Source organism: Flavobacterium johnsoniae (genome assembly GCF_001879205.1).
GTDB classification, from domain to species: domain Bacteria; phylum Bacteroidota; class Bacteroidia; order Flavobacteriales; family Flavobacteriaceae; genus Flavobacterium; species Flavobacterium johnsoniae_A.
The window spans coordinates 21,214-39,039 of sequence record NZ_MLFK01000002.1 but is presented as its reverse complement, the minus strand read 5'-3'; the positions used below and the strand labels follow the sequence as shown (position 1 = coordinate 39,039).

At 36.0% G+C, this 17,826-nt stretch carries 12 protein-coding genes; 11 read left to right on the top strand and 1 reads right to left on the bottom strand.

Annotation, left to right across the window (positions count from 1 at the left end; genetic code table 11):
* The first annotated feature begins 73 nt into the window (after window positions 1-73).
* From mutL to BKM63_RS02420, 4 genes are read left to right on the top strand one after another with little or no spacing between them, the layout of a single operon-like run.
* Entirely contained in the window at window positions 74-2,008 is a 1,935-nt protein-coding gene (mutL, locus tag BKM63_RS02435; RefSeq protein ID WP_071635091.1) for a DNA mismatch repair endonuclease MutL, read from the top strand.
* Window positions 2,005-2,754, top strand: a complete 750-nt coding sequence (locus tag BKM63_RS02430; RefSeq protein ID WP_083572165.1) for a rhomboid family intramembrane serine protease — start codon at window positions 2,005-2,007, stop codon at window positions 2,752-2,754. Before mutL ends, BKM63_RS02430 begins: the two co-directional genes overlap by 4 nt.
* A 45-nt stretch (window positions 2,755-2,799) precedes the next feature.
* Entirely contained in the window at window positions 2,800-3,663 is an 864-nt protein-coding gene (locus tag BKM63_RS02425; protein WP_071635090.1) for a rhomboid family intramembrane serine protease, read from the top strand.
* Between the two features lie 18 nt (window positions 3,664-3,681).
* On the top strand, window positions 3,682-4,728 hold the full coding sequence (locus BKM63_RS02420; RefSeq protein ID WP_071635089.1) for an endonuclease/exonuclease/phosphatase family protein: 1,047 nt from the start codon (window positions 3,682-3,684) through the stop codon (window positions 4,726-4,728).
* 130 nt (window positions 4,729-4,858) lie between these two features.
* Here BKM63_RS02420 and BKM63_RS02415 read toward each other — a convergent pair whose 3' ends face one another.
* Window positions 4,859-5,704: an AraC family transcriptional regulator gene (locus BKM63_RS02415; protein ID WP_071635088.1), complete on the bottom strand. Its 846-nt coding sequence runs from the start codon at window positions 5,702-5,704 to the stop codon at window positions 4,859-4,861.
* Window positions 5,705-5,882: 178 nt separating this feature from the next.
* On the opposite strand from BKM63_RS02415, the gene BKM63_RS02410 reads away from it, so the two are divergent.
* From BKM63_RS02410 to BKM63_RS02380, 7 genes are all read left to right on the top strand, one after another.
* The gene (locus BKM63_RS02410) at window positions 5,883-6,797 is read left to right on the top strand and encodes a dihydrodipicolinate synthase family protein (RefSeq protein WP_071635087.1); all 915 of its coding nucleotides are present in this window, start codon (window positions 5,883-5,885) and stop codon (window positions 6,795-6,797) included.
* A gap of 55 nt (window positions 6,798-6,852) precedes the next feature.
* Window positions 6,853-8,439 (top strand): aldehyde dehydrogenase (NADP(+)), encoded by a 1,587-nt coding sequence (locus tag BKM63_RS02405; protein WP_071635086.1) that lies wholly within the window; start codon window positions 6,853-6,855, stop codon window positions 8,437-8,439.
* Window positions 8,439-9,449, top strand: a complete 1,011-nt coding sequence (locus tag BKM63_RS02400) for a 4-hydroxyproline epimerase (RefSeq protein WP_071635085.1) — start codon at window positions 8,439-8,441, stop codon at window positions 9,447-9,449. Before BKM63_RS02405 ends, BKM63_RS02400 begins: the two co-directional genes overlap by 1 nt.
* Window positions 9,450-9,522: 73 nt before the next feature.
* Entirely contained in the window at window positions 9,523-10,758 is a 1,236-nt protein-coding gene (locus BKM63_RS02395) for an NAD(P)/FAD-dependent oxidoreductase (RefSeq protein WP_071635084.1), read from the top strand.
* Window positions 10,759-10,761: 3 nt separating this feature from the next.
* Window positions 10,762-12,066 carry an aminopeptidase P family protein gene (locus tag BKM63_RS02390; RefSeq protein WP_071635083.1) on the top strand — a complete coding sequence of 435 codons (1,305 nt, stop codon included), beginning with the start codon at window positions 10,762-10,764 and terminating at the stop codon, window positions 12,064-12,066.
* Window positions 12,063-14,225, top strand: a complete 2,163-nt coding sequence (locus tag BKM63_RS02385; RefSeq protein WP_071635082.1) for a S9 family peptidase — start codon at window positions 12,063-12,065, stop codon at window positions 14,223-14,225. The genes BKM63_RS02390 and BKM63_RS02385 overlap by 4 nt, the downstream gene beginning before the upstream one ends.
* 389 nt (window positions 14,226-14,614) lie before the next feature.
* Entirely contained in the window at window positions 14,615-17,821 is a 3,207-nt protein-coding gene (locus tag BKM63_RS02380) for a SusC/RagA family TonB-linked outer membrane protein (protein ID WP_071635081.1), read from the top strand.
* Window positions 17,822-17,826 lie beyond the last annotated feature (5 nt).

Genomic DNA, 17,826 nt, shown 5'->3' with positions numbered 1-17,826 from the left:
CAACAGAAATTCACTAAATTTGTGCTTCTTGGTTTTTATTTTAAACCGTAAACTTTAAAACTATTTTTACTTAATGTCGAGTATTATTCAATTACTTCCTGATCACGTTGCTAACCAAATTGCTGCTGGAGAAGTGGTTCAAAGACCCGCTTCAGTTGTAAAAGAGCTGTTAGAAAATGCTGTTGATGCAAAGGCAACTGATATTAAATTGATTATAAAAGATGCCGGCAAATCGTTAGTTCAGGTTATTGATAACGGAGTTGGAATGACGGTTACAGATGCGCGTTTGTGTTTTGCACGTCATGCTACTTCAAAAATTCGTCAGGCCGAAGATTTGTTTTCGCTTGGAACCAAAGGTTTTCGTGGAGAGGCATTGGCTTCTATCGCAGCGATTGCGCACATGGAAATGAAAACGAAACAAGATCAGGATGAACTAGGGACACATATTGTAATCGAAGGAAGTAAATTCGTTTCGCAGGAAGTGGCTGTTTTACCAAAAGGAACATCATTTGCGGTTAAGAATTTATTTTTTAATATTCCGGCCCGACGCAACTTCTTAAAATCGGATACGGTTGAATTTCGTCATGTTATGGATGAGTTTCAACGCGTAGCTTTAGCGCACCCCAATATTCATTTTAGTTTTTATCATAACGGAAGTGAATTGTACAATCTTCCCGCAGCAGGATATCGTCAGCGAATTGTGGGGATTATGTCGGGTAAAACCAATGAAAAATTAGTTCCTGTAAGCGAAGATACGGAGATTATAAATGTTCAGGGATTTGTTTGTAAACCTGAATTTGCCAAAAAAAATAGAGGAGAGCAATTCTTTTTTGTTAACGATCGTTTTATAAAAAGCGGTTATCTGCATCATGCGGTTATGGCAGCGTACGACGGACTTTTGAAAGATGGTTCTCAGCCAAGTTATTTCTTGTATCTTCAGGTACCGCCCAATACAATCGATATCAATATTCATCCAACTAAAACAGAAATTAAGTTTGATGATGAACAGGCTTTGTATGCCATTTTAAGAGCTTCGATAAAACATAGTTTAGGGCAGTTTAATGTTGCACCGGTTTTAGATTTCGACAGAGATTCAAATTTAGATACGCCTTATCATTATAAAGATATGGAGGCTGAAACGCCTACTATTCAGGTTGATAGTACTTTTAATCCTTTTACGGATGATAAGACTAATCAGCATTACACCAAGACTTCGGGATCGGGTTCTGGTTACAGTTCAGGATCTTCATTGTCTTCGGGTTCAAGTTCAGGTTCATCCTATTCTGGAGGATATTCAAAAAGAGTAGAGCCTACTGCAACTTGGGAAAGTTTGTATGTGGGTTTAGATACGGAGAATCCGGAAACTATCGAAAGTTCGCCTTTTACTTTTGAAAATGAGGAAGTAACCTCTTCTTTGTTTAATGATGATGAGGTTGAACAGGCAAGTCAGAAAACGTATCAAATTCATAAAAAATATATCGTTTCGCCAATTAAATCCGGAATGATAATCGTAGATCAACAGCGTGCGCATCAGCGTATTTTGTATGAGCAGTTTTTATTGAATATGACGGTAAATCAGGCATCAAGCCAGCAATTGCTTTTTCCGTTAGATTTATTTTATACTTCTTCAGAAATGAAACTGATCGAAGAATTAAAACCTTCATTAGAAACAACCGGATTTGTTTTTGAAGATTCAAAAACAGATCATGTCGTAATTTCGGGAATTCCGGTAAATATTACCGAAAGCGAAGTTTCGCTTGTAATCGAGCAATTATTGAGCGATTTGCAGGACGGAATTCCGGCCAGCAGTTACAGTCAAAATGATACCATTGCCAAATCGATGGCAAAAAGTTTAGCGGTTAAAACCGGATCTTATTTAACCGAAAAAGAGCAGGATAATTTAGTAAACGGTTTGTTTGCCTGCAAAGATCCCAATATTTCACCTTTTCAAAAACCAACCTTTATCACCATGCGTGTTGAAGATATAGATAAAAAGTTTGCCTTATGATGAACATGACTCCTGTTGTAAAACAACTGCTGATAATTAATATTATCTTTTTTATAGGTTCTCAATTAGTGCCGGTATCTTATGAATATTTGGCAATGTTTTTTCCAGAAAACCCAAATTTTAAAGTTTGGCAGCCAATCACGCACATGTTTATGCATGGCGGTATTATGCATATAGCATTTAATATGTTTGCATTGGTTTCTTTTGGTTCTGCCCTGGAGCATTTTTGGGGTGGAAAAAAGTTTATATTCTTTTATATTTCGTGTGGTTTGGGCTCAGCTTTACTTCATACAGTTGTAAATTACTATTTCTTTCAGGATACGATGAATACCCTGATAGCTAATGGCTTTAATAAAGGAGAGATTTTACAGCTTTTAAGTGAAGGAAAAATTGATACCAGATGGCAGAGTTTAGTAAGTGTTTCACAATTTCAAGGATTTACTAGTGCTTACATCGGAACAGTTGTTGGTGCTTCTGGTGCAATTTATGGATTATTAACGGCTTTTGCATTTATGTTTCCTAATGCCGAATTGGCTTTGATGTTTATTCCGATACCTATTAAGGCCAAATACTTTGTTCCTGGACTTTTGTTAATCGACTTGTTCTTAGGTGTTAAAGGAACTTCTTTGTTTGGCGGCGGCGGTACAGGTATAGCCCATTTTGCTCATGTTGGTGGTGCAATTACTGGTTTTTTAATGATGTGGTACTGGAAAAAAAATCAGTTTAACAATAATCGTTGGAATTAATTTTTAACTTTAATTAATTAATTTTAGAAACCAAAAGGAGACTTTATGAATATTCTTGACGATTTAAAACTACAATATAAATTAGGAGGTGTAGCAATGCGCGTTATTTATTGGAACATCGCTTGTTTTCTTATTTCTTTAATTTTTTTCTATAAATTTTCAATTGGCCAGTTTGATTTTCCAAACTGGATTGCATTGTCTTCAGATCCACAGGTTTTTATGTTTAAACCCTGGACGTTTTTAACCTATGCATTTTTCCATTTTGGATTTATGCACTTATTGTTTAATATGCTGGTTTTAAATTTTGCAAGTAATTTGTTCCTCACCTTTTTTACCCAAAAGCAATATTTAGGATTGTATATTCTGGGAGCTATTTTTTCAGGAGTTGTATTTGCATTAAGCTTTTATTTTCTAAATATTTCGGCACCTATAGTGGGGGCTTCGGCGGCTATTATGGCAATTTTGGTTGGTGTTACAACTTATCAGCCGTTGATGAATGTTCGTTTACTGCTGATTGGCAATGTAAAACTTTGGCATATTACCGCGGTTATTTTGATTTTAGATTTAATGCAGCTTCGTTTAGAAAATATGGGCGGTCATATTTCGCATTTAGCAGGAGCTTTTTTCGGATTTATTTTCATCAAATTACTTCAAAACGGAACAGATTTAAGTATTATCATTTCTAGAATTTTAGATTTTTTTGCTAACCTGTTTAGAAAATCCCCAACGACCCCATTTACAAAAGTTCATAAAAATTACAAAAAACCTACAGAAAAGCCTGCATCGAGAATTGTTACAAAAGACAAAACACAGCAGCAGATTGATGAGATCCTGGACAAAATCAGCCAGTCCGGCTATGATTGTCTTACAAAAGAAGAAAAAGAGTTTTTATTTAAAGCTGGAAAATAATCCTTTTAGCAGAATAATATGAAAAACCTTTCGTGGTTTAATAAAATAATGTTCTTTTTGAATATAGTGCTGACTGTGCTTACATTTAGTGTCTATGTCCTGCCGTTTTTAGCACCTAAAAGTTTTCCGCTTTTATCGGTGCTTACGCTGTTTATGCCGGCCTTTTTTGTAGCAAACGGATTGTTCTTTGTTTACTGGGCAATTCAGTTTAAAAAACGTCTTATTTTGTCTGGTCTGGTTTTGCTTACCGGAATTACCTTTATCAGCAAATTTTATAAATTCTCCGCCAAAGAATATGTAAAAGATGAAAAAGATTTCTCGATAATGAGTTATAATGTTCGTCTTTTTAATGTTTTTAAATGGCTGGACCGAGATGATATTCCGGAAAATATTAAAGCTTTTATAGATGAAAAAGATCCTGATATTTTATGTATTCAGGAATATTCAAATTCGGCTCATATTGATTTGAAAGTGTACCCGCACCGTTATATTTTTATTGATGGAAAACAGATAAAAACAGGACAGGCTATTTTTTCAAAATTTCCAATTATAGATCAGGGGAAAATCATTTTTCCTAAATCAGATAATAATGTAGTTTATGCTGATATTAAACGCGGAAAAGATGTTATTCGAGTTTATAATATGCACTTGCAGTCTATTAAAATTTCTCCGGATGTAAGTGAGATTTCAGATGATATTGATAATGTAAACCAAAAAAAATCGCAGCTTATTTATGCCAGAATCAGTAAAGGATTCAGGCAGCAGCAAGAACAGGCCGAAATTTTTAAAGAGCACATTAAAAAATGTAAAAGCCCGATTATTATTTGCGGAGACATGAATAATAGTCCGTTTTCTTATGTGTACCGCAGTATTAAAGGAAAACTAAAAGATGCTTTTGAAGAGGCAGGAGAGGGTTTTGGGGCTACTTATAAGTTTAAGTATTATCCGGCCCGAATAGATTATATTTTTACCGACAGTAAAATGAAAGTAAAGCAGTTTGAAAGTTTTTCTGATTTTGAAAATTCAGATCATTATCCAATTATGACACGACTTTCTATTGAATAGTTTTTTCACAAAGATTTTTTTACCGCAAAGTACACTTAGATTTAATTTTACTTTACGTGTAGAAAACGCAGATTTTGCAAAGCTATTAACACAAATCTTTTGTGTTGTGTGGTTAAAATTATGAGGTAGTCTATATGTTTAACTTTCGATATTGTAAAGGAGAGGTTTGTTTTAGCTCTTTAAACTTTCTATTGAAGTTAGAAATGTTATTAAAACCACATAATTCTGCAATTTCCAGAACAGAAAGTTCACTATTGTTTGCTAATAATTTTGAAGCATGCTCAATTCTTACTTCAATTAAAAACTGAAAAAAAGATTTGTTCGTCCGGACTTTAAAATACCGGCAGAAAGCATTTTTGGTCATATTGGCAATCGAGGCAATTTCGTCTAAATTTATGTTTTTGCTAAAGTTTGTCATCACATGTTCAAAAACCGTCTGCATTCTTTTTCCTTCATTATCCGTAATTTTTTTATCGTATAAATGGTTTGAAAGATATTCTTTATCGTTATTTGAAAGCCATTTCATGATTTCTAAAAATAAAATGAAACGCTCATAATTGTCGGCTTTTTTTAGCTTCTTAAAAGATTTTGTCATCTTTTTTGGTGCATTATGTATGATAAAACCATTTTTGCTGCTTTCTAAAAACGGATGGATATTTTTAAAAGTATTGAGGTTGAAAAAGTCTTTTCCAAATGAATTGGTTGTAAAGAATAAGGTGCGCATAATTGATGCTTCATTTTCCCGGACTTCGCTTCGAAAAACATGTGGTAAGTTGCTTCCAATCACGAGTATATCTCCTTCTTTGTAATGCGAAATAGCATCACCGGCGAAAATTGCACCTTCCCCTTTTTCGATAAAACTAATCTGAATTTCTTCATGCTGATGAAGTTTGTCATAAAAAACAATTTCTCTATCTTCTTGATATATAAGAGGATCTTCTCCCGATTTAGGGATTTTGAATGGAAAAACTTTCATGATTTGGTTGGGTTAGTTACTTCAAATATATTTTATTCTAGTAAAAAAATAGCAATATATTAGTTAATTTTTTGCGTAAACATCATATATCGGGTAAAATAATATCATTTTGAGGTAATTTATAAGTCTCCTGCTGTGTTCAATATAAATAATTTTGACTCTAATTAAAATCAATATTATGAGTATTCAATGGAAAGGCGTAATGCCGGCAGTAACCACAAAATTTACTGCAGATGATAAATTAGACTTCAGGATGTTTGAGGTAAATTTAAAAGCACAACTAGAAGCTGGTGTTGAAGGAATAATTCTTGGCGGTACGTTAGGAGAAGCAAGCACACTTTTAGAAGAAGAAAAGAGAGAATTGGTAAAAGGTACCGTAGGTATGGTTAATAATCTGGTGCCGGTAATCATGAATATAGCAGAACAAACTACCCGGGGTGCAATCTTAGCGGCTAATAAAGCGGAAGAAGATGGGGCAAAGGGTTTAATGATGCTGCCTCCAATGCGTTACAAAGCCTCGGATTATGAAACGGTCACATTTTTTTCTGAAGTAGCTAAAAATACCTCGCTTCCTATAATGGTTTATAATAATCCAATTGATTATAAAATTGAAGTAACACTGGATATGTTTGAAGAAATTTTAAAATTCGATAATATTCAGGCAGTAAAAGAATCGACAAGGGATATTTCTAATGTAACCCGAATGATTAACCGTTTTGGAGATCGTTTAAAAATATTATCAGGAGTAGATACGCTGGCTTTGGAAAGCTTATTAATGGGGTCTCATGGATGGGTTTCAGGTTTGGTCGATGCTTTTCCTAGAGAAACTGTAGCGATTTACAAATTAGCCAAAGCAGGACGTATAGACGAAGCTCTTAAAATATACAGATGGTTCCTGCCATTACTGGAGCTGGATATTAATTCTTTTTTAGTTCAGAATATCAAACTTGCGGAAGTAGCCACAGGTATTGGTACAGAAAATGTCCGAGCACCAAGATTACCACTTCAAGGAGCTGAAAGAGAAAATGTTTTAGAGATTATCGCTAAATCTTTAGCATCAAGGCCTGAATTGCCTGATTATAAAAATTTATAATTGTTTGGAATAAGGGTGGTTTTTCAGGTTTCATTCAAAAAGTAAAAAAAGAAATATGATTACAGGTAAAAATTATGTTGGAAATACGCTTAAAGCTGCAGGAAACAGAACATTTAAAACGTTTAATCCGCAGTTAAATACCGAAAATCCCTGGGTTTTTACAGAAGCCAGTCAGGAAGAAATTGAAGAAGCGGTTACATTGGCACACCAGGCATTTGGAATTTATAAAAATTGTTCCGGTCTTGAAAAAGCAGATTTTTTAAATGCTATTGTCGATGAAATCTTAGCTTTAGGAGATGATTTGTTAGTTCAGTATTGCAGTGAATCCGGATTTCCAATGGGTAGAGCAGAGGGAGAGCGAGGCAGAATGGTTGGTCAATTGCGTTCGTTTGCTCAAATGCTTACTGAGGGAAGCTGGGTTCAGGCTGCAATTGATACCGCAGTAACAGACAGAGTTCCTGCTCCAAAAGAAGATTTGCGCAAAATGATGGTTCCATTAGGTCCGGTTGTAGTGTTTGGATCAAGCAATTTCCCGTTTGCCTTTTCAACAGCGGGAGGAGATACTGCTTCGGCTTTGGCCGCGGGCTGTCCTGTGATTGTAAAAAGTCATTCGATGCACGTTGGAACTGGCGAAATGGTGGCATCGGCAGTTATTAAGGCGGCACAAAAAACAAATATGCCCGAAGGGGTTTTTTCTAATCTGGTTGGAGGGGGAACAACTCTTGGAGCTAGTCTGGTGAAACATCCGTTAGTAAAAGCAGTTGGTTTTACCGGAAGTATTCGTGCCGGAAGAGCTTTGTTTGATCTTGCATCACAAAGACCAGAGCCAATACCTGTTTTTGCAGAGATGGGAAGTATAAACCCGGTAGTATTTCTGCCAGAAGCATTAGCTGTAAACAGCCAGAAATGGGCGGCTGCCTATGCAGGATCAATTACGCTTGGGGCAGGTCAGTTTTGTACTAATCCTGGTTTGTTAATTGGAATTAAAGGAGCAGAACTAGATAAATTTTTGGAAGAATTAGGACAAGCCATTGAAAAGATCGAGCCATCTTGTATGCTGCATCCTTCAATGAAAGCTGGTTTTGAAGAAGGCACTGAAACCATGCTTTCTCAAACCGGAGTTTCTAAAATTGCTGCATATAAAGGGGATACAGCGCCCAATTATGGAGTACAGCAGATTTTAACGGTTGACGGAAAAACTTTTTTAGAAAATAAAACATTAAGTCACGAGGTTTTTGGACCGGTTTCTATACTGGTGCAATGTAATGATGAGGAACAATTACTGAAAATTGTTAATCAATTAGAGGGACAATTAACGGGGACAATCATTGGAGAGCCAAATGAATTAAAAGAGTATGACAAATTAATTAAAGCCATGCAGAACAAAGTAGGACGTTTGATTTTTAATGGCGTTCCTACAGGAGTTGAGGTTTGTCCGTCAATGATTCACGGCGGGCCTTATCCGGCATCTTCAGATTCGAGATTTACTGCCGTTGGTATTCATGCCGTTTACCGCTGGGTACGTCCGTTTAGTTTTCAGAATTGGCCTAATGAGTTATTGCCTCCTGAATTGCAAAATGAAAATCCGCTGCAAATTTTAAGAACAGTAAATAATATTCAAACCAAATCTCAGATATCATAATGGCAAAGAAAACTTTTTTTTGTGTAGATGCACACACTTGCGGTAATCCTGTGAGAGTTGTGGCTGGCGGCGGACCCAATTTGGAAGGTGCCAATATGAGCGAAAAACGGCAGCATTTTTTAAAAGAATTTGACTGGATTCGTAAAGGATTAATGTTCGAACCTCGCGGTCATGACATGATGAGCGGCAGTATTTTGTATCCGCCGAGTGATCCTGAAAATGATTTTGGAATTTTGTTTATCGAAACTTCCGGCTGTCTGCCAATGTGCGGCCACGGAACAATTGGAACAATTACAATTGCAATCGAAGAAGGTTTGGTAACGCCAAAAATACCCGGAAAAATAAAAATGGAAGCTCCTGCAGGTCTGGTTAATATCGAATACCAGCAAACTGCAGGAAAAGTAGAATGGGTGCGTTTAACCAATGTAAAATCATATCTGGCAGCAGAAGGGTTAACAATTGACTGTCCAGAACTGGGCGAAATTACTTTTGATGTTGCTTACGGCGGCAATTATTATGCGATTGTAGATCCGCAGGAAAATTTCTCGGGTATTCAGGATTTTTCTGCAGGCAAAATTATTCAGCTGAGTCAGGAACTTCGCAAACGAATCAATCAAAAATATCCGGATTATTTTATTCATCCGCAAAACGATACCATTCGTGATGTGAGTCATATGTTATGGACAGGAGAACCATTAGATCCAAAATCTTCTGGCAGAAATGCAGTTTTTTACGGAGATAAAGCTATAGACCGTTCGCCATGCGGTACCGGAACTTCGGCGCGAATTGCACAGCTGCATGCGAAAGGCAAGCTTAAAAAAGGAGAGGATTTTATTCATGAAAGTTATATCGGCAGTAAATTTATTGGCAGGGTTGTAGAAGAAACAAACATTGGAGAGATTCCTGCAATTGTGCCAAGCATTCAGGGCTGGGCAAAGGTATACGGTTATAATACCATCATGATCGATGAATCTGATGATCCGTATGCACACGGTTTTCAGGTAATTTAAAAACTATTAAAAATTTTAATTCATTGAAGGGGAAAAGGGGATCTCCTTCAATGAATTTTTTAATTCTGTTGAGATGAAAAAAGTTAGTATAATTGGAGGAGGAATAATAGGTTTGTGTTCAGCTTATTATCTTGCTAAAGAAGGATATGAGGTAATTATTTTTGATCAGTCGGCAATGAACGACGGCTGTTCTTACGGAAACGCCGGAATGATTGTTCCGTCGCATATAATTCCGCTGGCACAGCCTGGTATGATTGCACAAGGGATAAAATGGATGTTTGACAGCCAAAGTCCGTTTTATGTAAAACCAAGATTAAATAGTGATTTAATAAAATGGGGACTTCAATTTTATAAACACGCCAATGCAAAACATGTAGAAAAAGCAATTCCGGCACTTCGGGATTTGTCTTTATTGAGCAAAGAGCTGTACCAGGATTTTGCCCTCACGAACGATTCTTTTTTTTATGAAGAAAAAGGACTTTTGATGTTGTATAAAACAGAAAAAACAGCAGCTGAAATGTTTCACGAAGCAAAAGAAGCAGAAAAGGCAGGTTTAAAAGTTAATTACCTTTCGGCAGCTGAAGTGGCAAAAGTGGAGAAAGGCACCGTGACAAATGTTCTTGGGGGTATTCATTATAAAAGTGATGCACATTTGTATCCTCAAAAATTCCTGCAGTTTATCAAAGAGGAATTAACAAAATTAAAGGTTGAAATTCATCCGCTTACAACGGTTCAGGATTTTCTTTTTGACCATCATAAAATTACTAAAATTGTAACAGACAAAGGTACATTTGCAACAGATGAAGTCGTTTTGGCAGCCGGTTCGTGGAGTCCTTCATTGGCAAAGAAATTAGGAATTTCGGTTTCGATTTTACCGGGAAAAGGATATAGTTTTACCTTAAAAGATAAAAAACACAAACCCTCTATTCCTTCAATTTTATGTGAAGGAAAAGTAGCGGTAACTCCTATGAATACAGATATTCGTTTCGGGGGAACTATGGAGATTACGCATACAGCCGATACTAAAATCAATAAAAACAGATTGCAGGGAATTGTAAATAGTATAAACGATTTCTATCCGGAAATGGAAATTGCAATGCCCGAAGAGAAGGATACCTGGTTTGGATTCAGACCCTGTACGCCATCTGGAATGCCAATTATTATGCGATCGCAAAAAGTTGTAAATTTGACTTTTGCCACAGGACACGCCATGATGGGTTTAAGTCTTGCTCCGGCGACAGGAAAATTAATCACTGAAATTGTTTCAGGAAAAACAACGTCTGTTGACACAAAAATGTTCCAATTATAAAATATGAGATACGATTCAATTCCGGTTTCTTTATTCGAAAATAACCGAAAAAGGTTTACCGCAAAAATGCAAAACAACAGCTTGGCAATTCTTACGTCAAACGATGTAATGCCCAATAATGCCGATGATGTAATGGGATTTGCCCAAAATAATGATTTGTTTTATTTGTCCGGAATTGAGCAGGATGAAACTATTTTAGTGCTTTATCCGGATGCTTTTAAAGAAGAAAATCGAGCCATTTTATTTGTAAAAGAAGCCAATGAACAAACACTGATCTGGGATGGAGATTTTTTAAGCAAAGAAAAAGTCACCGCCATTTCCGGAATTAAAAATGTAAAGTGGATTGATGAATTCGAAAAGACCATACAGCTTTTTGCATTTGAAGCCGATGCCATTTATTTAGGACATAATGAGCATATTAAAAGGCTGACTTCAGAAATGAATACGCGTCAGGATCGAATGATTCAGTGGTGTAAACAAAAATATCCGCTGCATCAATACGAGCGTGCGGCTAAAATTACGCGAGAGCTGCGTCCGGTAAAATCAGAAGAAGAAATTGATTTGATTAAAAAAGCAGTTTCGATAAGTGTAAAAGGATTTAAAGCACTTTTGAATGCTGTAAAACCCGGGATAAAAGAATATGAATTAGAAGCCGAACTGGCGTATCAATATATTAAAAACGGAGGAAATCGTCACGCGTTTAAACCCATAGTCGCATCCGGTAAAAATGCCTGTTCACTTCATTACAATACCAACGATTCGGTTTGTAAAGACGGTGAAATGATTTTAGTAGATTTTGGAGTTTGTTATGCTAATTATAATTCAGATATTACACGATGTCTTCCGGTAAACGGGAAATTTTCGGCACGTCAGAAAGAAGTTTACGAATCTGTTTTGCATTGCTTAAAAGAAGGGTCTAAGTTTTTAAAACCGGGAGTTTTGTCTAAAGATTATGAATTGCAGATGGCAAATCTTATTGAAACTGAATTAGTAAAACTGAAACTGATTACTTTAGACGAAATTGCAGCGCAGGATCCTCAAAATCCGGCATACAAAAAATATTTTATGCACGGCACGGCACATTATTTAGGACTTGATGTTCACGATGTTGGGTTGTATTCAAAGCCTTTCGAAAAAGGAATGGTGCTGACTTGTGAACCGGGAATTTATATTCGGGAAGAAGGAATTGGCTGCCGATTAGAAAATGATTATTTACTGACAGAAAACGGAAATATCAATTTGTGTGAAGAAATGCCAATTGAAATTATAGAAATAGAACAGCTGATAAATACCAAAAATAAATCATGATAAAAAAACGCTTTTTACTGCTCCTGTTTGTTTGCACAAGCTTTTTTGCACAAACAGACATTGATATTAACGAATTAAAATGGCTGCCCAATTCGCATTCGTTTTGGGTAAACTCAAACCAAAATATTTTGGTTTATGATGTTGACAAATTAAATCAGGGAACTACTATACTTACTAATGAGCAATTAAAAAATGCCGGTTTTAGCGGAGAAGTTGAAGATTTAGTCTGGAATCAGAACAAAACAAAAGTGCTGGTTTATACCAATTCCAAAAAAGTATGGAGAGCCAATACCAAAGGCGATTACTGGTTTTTTGATTTAGCGACTGGAAAAGGCAGAAAGCTTGGAGCTAATTTAGAAGAGTCTTCGTTGATGTTTACCAAATTTTCTAATGATAATGAAAATGTGGCTTATGTTTCTAAGCATAATATTTATCTTGAAAACCTGGCTTCGGGTAAAATAACACCTTTAACAACCGATGGAACAGATAAAATAATCAACGGAACTTTTGACTGGGTTTATGAAGAAGAACTGGCAGCCCGCGACGGATTTCGCTGGAGCCCTGACGGCAAGAGTATTGCATTCTGGCGCGTTGATGCTTCAGAAACAAAATTCCATTTCATGATTAACAATACAGATGCTTTGTATCCCTTTATTGTTCCGGTTGAATATCCTAAAGCCGGAGAAAAACCTTCGAATGTAAAAATTGGAGTTATTGATGTTTATGCTTTAAAAACAAACTGGCTGGATATTCCCGGTGAACCTGATAATAATTATTTGGTTCGTATGGAATGGATGGAGAAAGATGCTGTAATGGTAGTACAGTTAAACCGAAATCAAAATCAGGCTTCGATTTATAATTGTAATACAAAATCCGGAAAAGCAAATTTAATCTATGAGGAAAAATCAGCAGAGTGGATTGATGTTTTTGATATTTCTTCCGGAGTTTACGATGGCTTTCCATGTCAGTTTGTAGATAACGGTAAAGCTTTTTTATGGAGTTCTGATGCTGATGGCTGGATGCATATTTATAAAATAAGCCGTGACGGCAAAAAGAAAGAACTTATTACAACCGGAAATTTTGATGCGTATTTTAAAGCGTATAATGATAAAACAAAATCAATTTACTATATCGCGAGTCCCAAAGATGCGACGCAGCGCTATTTGTACGAAACCAATCTAAATTCCCGAAAAACAAAAAGAATTACTCCGGAAATATTTGAAGGAACTAATGAGTATGAATTTTCTACGGACGGGGCTTATGCAAAACATACCAATTCTAATATCAATCGTGATTTTAATATTCGCTTAGTTTCAGTATCAGATCATAAAAAAATATTACCAAAAGAGGCTGATGTTCTGGTGAAACCGACACGTAATTTCTCTTTAGAAAAGTTTAAAGTAACAACGGTTGACGGCGTAGAAATGGACGGAATCATGGCGAAACCATTAAATTTTGACCCGTCAAAAAAATACCCGGTGTTTTTTTATGTTTATGGAGAGCCAATGGCTTCTGTTGCCAATGATATGCCTTATTTCAACGGATTCATAGATTTGTTAATTCCAAAAGGATATATCGGAATCGCAATGGACAATAGAGGAACTCCGGTTTTGAAAGGAACAAAATGGAGAAAATCTATTTATAAGAATATCGGAATTGTAAATACCCGCGATCAGGCTATGGCCGCAAAAGAAATTTTGAAATGGAATTTCATTGATACCAGCAGAGTGGCCGTTCACGGATGGAGCGGCGGCGGTGCTGTTACGCTGAATTTAATGTTTCAATATCCTGATATTTATAAAACAGGTGTCGCTATAGCAGCAGTTACAGATCAGCATTTTTATGATAATATTTATACTGAACGTTATATGGGGCTTCCAGGCGAAAATGAAACAGCATACATTCAGGCTTCGCCGGTAACACATGCAAAGAATTTAAAAGGAAACCTGCTTTACATTCACGGAACAGGCGATGACAATGTCCATTACAAAAATGCCGAAGTTTTAATTAACGAATTAATAAAATACGATAAAGTGTTTAATTTAATGATTTATCCAAATCGTTCTCATTCTATTTACGAAGGCGAAGGAACAACAAGACATTTAGCAGATACTTTTATAAAATTTATTGAAGAAAAATGCCCGCCAGGAGCAAAATAAGAGACTTTTTAGAATTGTTAAAAAAGGGAGAATTTCTGTAAAAAGAAGTTCTTCCTTTTTTATTTTGGGATAAATCAAAAAATCAGTTGAGCTATAAAAAATGATCTGCTATGAAATCTCCGCCGGAGCATTTTTCTAAATCAAAAAAAACCGTGTAAAGCTGCGTTTTCGCAATACCAAATCCGTATCATCTGCGTATCATTTCTTCACCATACATATTATAGTTTTTTCAATAAAAAAATGAAGCATTTTTAAATGGTAAGATAATACATGTAAAAATAATAATTACGTAATTAAAGGGTAATATAATCGGTTTTTGTGGTAATATATTATCATAAAAATTATGGAAAAAGCAAAATATTTGCCAATACTAATTATAAAACCATTTTATGAAATTTAAGTTTTTTCAAAGAAAAACGGCGGTGCTTTTTTTTGTACTGCTAGCACAATTTGCGCTTGCACAAGAGCGGATTGTATCAGGAATTGTTTCAGATGATGCAGGAATACCTTTGCCGGGCGCGACTGTATCGATCAAGGGAGCCAAAACAGGAACACAGACAGATTTTGACGGAAAATATGCTATTAAGGCGAGTCCGAATTCTGTTCTTCTTTTTAATTATATTGGGATGAAAACCCAGGAAATAACAGCAGCCAATACTACTGTTAATGTAGTCTTATCAGGAGGCTCAGAACAGCTGAAAGAAATTGTGGTTACAGCTTTGGGTGTTAAAAGAGAAAAGAAATCCCTTGGATACGCCACTCAGGAGATAAAGGGAGAAGATTTGACAAAGATAAATACAGGAAATGTTGCCAACTCAATTTCAGGTAAAATTGCCGGTGTACAAATTAGAAGGAACAACAATATCGGAGGGTCGACAAATGTTATCATTCGCGGTACTACTTCGCTTACAGGAAACAATCAGGCTTTGTGGATCGTAGATGGTATTCCTTTAAATAATGACAATACCAATAGTGCCGATCAGAAAAGCGGCGGTAATACAGGTGGTTATGATTACGGAAATGCAGCTTCGGATATTAATCCGGATGATATTGAAACCATGAACGTTTTAAAAGGATCTGCAGCTTCGGCATTGTATGGTTCAAGGGCTTCAAACGGAGTAATTTTAGTTACACTAAAAAAAGGAAGTAAATCTAAAGGTGGTTTGGGAGTAACTTTTAGCTCTGGAATTACTGTTGGGGTAGTCGATAAAAAAACATTACCGGAATACCAAAATCAATATGGAGGCGGTTATGGAGACTTTTATGGTACAGTAGATTTAGGTGGTGGAGTTCATCCTTTTGCTGCAACTGATGATGCCTCGTGGGGACCGAAATTTGATCCTAATTTGTTGGTTTACAATTGGAGTTCATTTTATCCTGAACTGCCTGGATACGGAAAAGCGAAACCCTGGACAGCAGTAAAAAATAATCCAAATAGTTTCTATCAGAATAGTTTAACCTATATCAATACAATAGCAGTTTCTGCAGGGAATGAAAATGGCGATTTCAGATTTGGTTATACTAATTACAATCAGGATCAGGGAATTTTACCTAACAGTGACAATCGTAAAGATAATTTCAATTTCTCGGCAAGTTATAATTTAAAGCCTAAGACTAAAATATCGGCTTCTGCCAATTACTTAAAAGCAAATGCCAAAGGAATGAATGAAACAGGTTATGGCGACGGCGGAAATAATTATTTAAGCAGTGTTAGACAATGGTATTCTACAAGTGTAGATTTTAAGGATTTGGAAGACGCTTATAATCTGACCAAAGAAAATACGACTTGGAGTGTAGGCGGTCCTAATGATTTGAATATTCAATTTCACGATAATCCTTATTTCCAGAGATATAACAATTATAATACGCTGGATCGAGATCGTTTTTTCGGAAATGCTGCATTAAGTACACAAATCAATGACTGGTTTGATATCGTAGGTAAAGGTGCGGTGGATTATTACCATCAATTACAAGAGGAACGCATTGCTGTAGGATCAAAAAGAACGCCTAATACACTGGGGCAGTATACAAGATATGATAAAACTTTTAGAGAAATCAATCTTGATTTGATAATGAACTTTAAAACAGATATTACAGATAATATTAAGTTTAACGGTATGGTTGGTGCAAACTCGAGACGCTCTGTTAGTAATTCGATATTTGCTGCAACAAATGGAGGATTGGTCGTTCCGGGAATTTATGCGTTGAATAATTCTATCGACAAAATCAACAGCCCTTCAGAGTCTCAGACTACTTTAGGAACAAACAGTATCTATGCCAATGCAAGTTTTAATTTTTTAGAAACGTATTTTTTAGAAGGGACTTATCGCGTAGATCAGTCTTCTACATTGCCAAAAGACAATAATACATATTCTTATCCTTCTATTACAGGGACTTACATTTTTAGTAATCACATTAAAACAGACTGGCTGTCTTTCGGGAAATTACGTCTGAATTATGCTGAGACGGGTAATGATGCGCCTTTTGCCGTGACTTCATCAACTTATCCTAAGAACGATAATTTTGGTCCTGACGGGGTTCGTTTTTCTACGGAAAACAGTAAAAGCAACGCTGACTTAAAAAGTGAGCTAACAAAGGGAGTAGAAGCGGGTATTGAATTTAAATTGTTTAAAAACAGAGTAGGTTTTGATTTTTCATATTATAAAACGAATACCACAAATCAGATTCTTTCTATTGAAACTCCAACACAAACGGGCTATACCAGAGCCTGGATAAATGCAGGAGATGTTCAGAATAAAGGATACGAGGTAACACTTACAGTAGTTCCGGTTAAAACAAAAAATTTCTCGTGGGAAGCCAAAATAAACTGGTCTACCAATAAAAACGAAGTTGTTTCATTAGGAGGCGCTGATAGAATCTCGTTAGGATCTTTTCAGGGTGTAGGATATGTTGCTGAGGTTGGAAAACCAGTTGGGCAGCTTATCGGTTCTGGCTTTACTTATCTTGATGGTCAAAAAGTAATTCGTGCAAACGGAAGATATTTGCAAACGGCCGGAGCGACAATCGGCGATATAAATCCGGATTGGATTGGCGGTTTTAATAACGTAATTAATTATAAAAACTTCTCATTTAATTTCTTAATCGATGTAAAAAAAGGAGGAGATGTGTATTCGTTAGACCAGCGTTTTGGACATACAACAGGAATATACCAAAGTACGGTATCTAATAATCATTTAGGAAACCCGCAGCGAGATCCAATTGCAAATGGCGGTGGTATTTTATTGCCTGGTGTTAAAGAAGATGGAACTCCAAATGATAAAATTGTAAGCGTAGAAGGTGCAGACGGGTATTCTTTTTATAATTCAATGCCAGAGCAGCAATATGTATATGATGCTTCGTATGTAAAATTACGTGAGGTTGGTTTAAGCTACAAATTGCCGTCAAAATACCTGACTAAGACTTTTATAAGTAATATCATTTTCGCTGTCAACGGAAGCAACTTATGGATTATCAGTAAAAATCTGCCTTATGCTGATCCGGAAGCGGGACTTTCTTCAGGAAATCTTCAGGGTTTTCAAACCGGAGTTTTGCCTACTTCAAAAGAGTACAACTTTAACATGAAAGTTCAATTCTAAAAAAC